At 76.6% G+C, this 3,883-nt stretch carries 1 protein-coding gene, 1 tRNA gene and 1 pseudogene; 2 read left to right on the top strand and 1 reads right to left on the bottom strand.

Annotated features, from left to right (window positions below; translation table 11 throughout):
• Positions 1-851: pseudogene (locus ACFE60_RS18145) on the bottom strand (pyruvate dehydrogenase (acetyl-transferring), homodimeric type); the annotation flags it as partial.
• A 119-nt stretch (positions 852-970) separates the two neighbouring features.
• On the opposite strand from ACFE60_RS18145, the gene ACFE60_RS18140 reads away from it, so the two are divergent.
• Together ACFE60_RS18140 and ACFE60_RS18135 are read left to right on the top strand one after the other, a co-directional pair.
• Positions 971-1,043: transfer RNA gene (locus ACFE60_RS18140), tRNA-Val, on the top strand.
• A 172-nt stretch (positions 1,044-1,215) separates the two neighbouring features.
• Positions 1,216-3,762, top strand: coding sequence for a hypothetical protein (locus ACFE60_RS18135; RefSeq protein ID WP_375390254.1), 2,547 nt, complete (start codon positions 1,216-1,218; stop codon positions 3,760-3,762).
• The last annotated feature ends 121 nt before the right edge of the window (positions 3,763-3,883 follow it).

The following is a 3,883-nucleotide window of genomic DNA, read 5'->3' as shown; positions in this document are numbered from 1 at the left end:
ATGATCTTGCCGTTGCCGCGGACCGGGCCGTCGAGGCGCTGCAGGTTGCAGTTGATGACGAACGTCAGGTTGTCGAGGCCCTCGTTCGCCGCCACCTGCAGCTGCCCGCGGCTCTCGACCTCGTCCATCTCGCCGTCGCCGAGGAACGCCCAGACATGGCTCTCGGACGCGTCCTTGATGCCGCGGTTCGTCAGGTACTTGGCGACCTGCGCCTGGTAGATCGCGTTGATCGGGCCGAGACCCATCGACACGGTCGGGAACTGCCAGAACTCCGGCATGAGCCGGGGGTGCGGGTAGGAGGAGAGCGCGTGCGGCGCGTGGGAGCGCTCCTGCCGGAAGCCGTCGAGGTCGTCCTCGGACAGCCGGCCCTCCAGGAAGGCGCGCGCGTACATGCCGGGGGAGGCATGCCCTTGGAAGAAGACCTGGTCGCCACCGCCCGGGAAGTCGGGGCCGCGGAAGAAGTGGTTGTAGCCGACCTCGTACAGCGCCGCCGACGAGGCGTACGTCGAGATGTGCCCGCCCACCGCGATGCCGGGCCGCTGCGCGCGGTGCACCGTGATCGCCGCGTTCCAGCGGATCCACGCGCGGTAGCGGCGCTCGATCTCCTCATCACCCGGGAAGTCGGGCTCGTCCTCCGGCGCGATGGTGTTGACGTAGTCCGTCGTCGGCACCATCGGGATGCCGAGATGCAGCTCCTGCGAGCGGCTCAGCAGGCTGAGCATGATCTCGCGCGCCCGCTCGTGGCCGAGGCGGCTCACGAGGGTGTCGAGGGACTCCACCCACTCGGCGGTCTCGGCCGGATCACGGTCGAGGGTGCCTGCGAGGTAGGGATTCTGATCGTTGACCGCCACCCTGCGTGCTCACTTCCTGGTCGAGGACGAGGACTTCCGATGCTAGTCCGCGGCACCTGGCACGCCGGGCCGAGCGACCGGTTCGAAGGGGACTCGCGGGGCTACGCTGGCGCCGCCCAGGGCCTTTAGCTCAGCTGGTAGAGCGCCACGCTTACACCGTGGATGTCGTCGGTTCGATCCCGGCAGGGCCCACGGTGTTCATGGCCTCCGATCCGCAGGCGGAGCGAGGGATGTGCCGCTCCGCGGCGCTCGGCCGATCGGCGGCATCCGCCGTCGACCGCTCATCCGCACGTTCCTGCGCCGTGCCCGCACACGCCGACCGAGGGAGCCGGCGGCGCCGCACCCCGTCGCTAGCATTCCCTGCATGTCGGACGACCGGTCGATCACCGGCCCCGCGGCCGCCGACGGGGACGCGTACGACGACGACGATCTCGCCGACGTCCTCGCCGCGGAGCTGCAGCGCTACGCCACCGGGAACGTGCCGATCCTGCCGGCGGTGCGCCCGGAGGCGGCGGCCCCGCCGCAGCCGCTGCAGCCGCTCGCCGTCCCGCGCATCGAGGATCCGACCGTGCTGCGCCGCCCGCGTGTGCGCGACGCGAGCCCCTTCGCGGAGCGCGCCGCCGAGATCGACCGCGCGGTCCAGGGGTCGGAGCCGCGCACCGCGGAGACCCCCGCCTCCGGCTTCCGTCGCCCCGACCGGCAGCCCGGTCGGCGCAGCGCCACGGGGCCGCTGCCGCAGCAGCCGCCGATGCCGACCGCCGACGACCTGCCGGTGAAGCGGCGCAGCGGGTTCCGCCCGCCGCCGAGCGCCGTAGAGGCCCCTCCCATCGATCCGATCGACCGCGTGCTGCTGCCGACCGGGCCGGTGACGCTGCCGGAGCCGACCGCGAGCCTGCTCGACTCGATGATCTCGGACTCGGCGCCGACGCGGCCCGCGCGGCACGCGGCGCCCCCGACCGACCCGGTGCAGCAGGTCCCGTCGACCGCGGCGGTGCTCGGCGTCACGGGGCAGCTGCCCGTGCCGGACCGGCTCTACGCGGACTGGGAGCGGTCGCTGCGCGACATCGGCAGGCCGCCGGCGCCATGGGACCAGGACGAGCCCGTCATCCCCACCGGCGGCGACCCGGAGCTGGCGACGATGGCGGTGCCGATCCAGCGCACCGGCCCCGTCGTCACGCCGCCGACCCGCTCCGCCGCCCCAGCGCCGCCGGTCGCGCCAGCGCCTCCGGTCGCCGGGCCCGTGCCGCCCGCGGAGTCCGCCCACCGGGCCGCGCACGCGCTGCCCGAGCCGGCGCTCGAGGCGCCCGAGCCCGCGGCCGTCCGCCGACGCTCCGGTCGTCGCCGCGCCGCCGCGCCCGACCCCGACCCGGAGCCCGGACCGGCGGCCGCGACCGCCGTCCCGCCCGGCCCCTCCGACATCGACGCGGAGGGCATCGACGAGATCGCGGTCGACTACCCCGAGGTCAGCGCCGCGACCACCGGGGCGATCGATCTGCCCGACACCGCGCCGCGTCCGCGCACCGCGCCGGTGATCATCGAGCGGGTCCGCACGGCGATCCTGCAGCTGCCCTCGGTCCCGGCGTCGCCGACGGGCTCCGGTGCCGCCGCGATCGTCGGCCGCTGGTTCGGCGCCTTCGCGTCGCCGCTCGTGCTCGTGCTCGGGTTCGCGCTCGTCGGCGCCGGCTCCGGCCTCACCGGGGCGGCCGCCGTGCTCCTGGGCGCGCTGCTCGCAGTACCCGCGGTCGTCCGCAGCGCGACGTGGTCGGCGACGGCCGGGAACGACGGCGACCTGCAGGAGGTCGCGGTCCTCGGCCGGGGCCCCGGTGCAGCGGTCGCGACGCTGCTGCTCGTCGCCCGCGTCGGCGCCGCCGGTCTCGCGCTGCTGCTCGCAGGAGCGACGGCGGGAGCGTGGGCGGACCGCACGGGCGCCTTCGGCCTGAGCGCGTCGACCGCCGCCCTCGTCGGCTGCGCCGCGGTCGGGCTCGTCGCGCTGCTGGTCGCGGCGCTGCCGACCCGCGCGACCGCCGTGCTGGTGCTGCTCGCGGCGGTCCTCGGCGCCGTCGGCTCGGTGCTCCTCGCGCTGCTGCTCGCCCCGACCGGGACCGAGCCCGCCCCGCCCACGGCGACGGGCGTGCTCGCCTGCGTGATCGGCGGCTTCGTGGCGATCGGGCTGCTGCTGGTGCTGTGCGCCGCCGACACCGCGCGCTGGCGCACCGACCTCGCTCGTCCCGCCTCCTCGGCGGTCGGCGCCGTCGTCGCGGTCGTCGCCGGCGCCGTGCTCCTCGGTGCCGCCACCGTGATCGCGTCGCGGCTCGGCGGCACGGGACCGGCCACGGACGAGTTCGCCGGCGCCCTCTCCGACGCCTCGGCGAGCGCCCTCGCCGGGCCGCTGCTCGTCGTCCTGCTCGGGTCCGCGGTCACGCTGCCGGCCCTCGTGCTGCGGTCGGCGGGCGCCTCCGCGGCCCGGCTGCTCGGCGCCGGTCGTCCGGTCCGGCTCGGCACGGTCGCGGCCGCCTTGCTCGCGCTGGCGGGTGCGCTCGGGATCCTCGCCGCCGGCACCGACCCGGAGGCGGTCGCCCTCGCCGCGGCCGCCGTGCTCGGGGTGCCGGTCGCGGCCTGGGCCGGGATCCTCGTGCTGCCTCCGGCACGCGGCCGCGGCCTGCCGACCGCGCTGATCGCGCTGGTGGGTGCCGGAGCGGGCCTCGCGCTGTCGGACGGGCTGGTCCCCGGCGCAACCAGCCCGGTCCTCGACGCGATGGGGCTCGCCGCGGCGACCGGGCTGCGCGGCGGCCCGGCGATCGGCCTCGCGGTCGCGCTGCTCGTCGGCGTGGCGGCCGGCGCGGTGGGCCGGATCGGGGCGGCGACCCCGGTGCGTCCCGTCGCCGGTCCCGCGGATACGGTGGAGGGATGACGACCGTCTCCGGGATCACCGCACCGCCGGAGACGCAGGCCCGGCTGCTCGACCTGCAGGCCGTCGACGACGAGCTGACCCGGGTGACGCAGCACCGGCGCCGTCTCGAGCAGGCCGGCGA

The sequence above is a fragment of the uncultured Amnibacterium sp. genome (assembly GCF_964245895.1).
Taxonomy (GTDB): domain Bacteria; phylum Actinomycetota; class Actinomycetes; order Actinomycetales; family Microbacteriaceae; genus Amnibacterium.
Note: the sequence above shows the minus strand (reverse complement) of the source record. Positions and strands in the feature narration are given on the sequence as shown.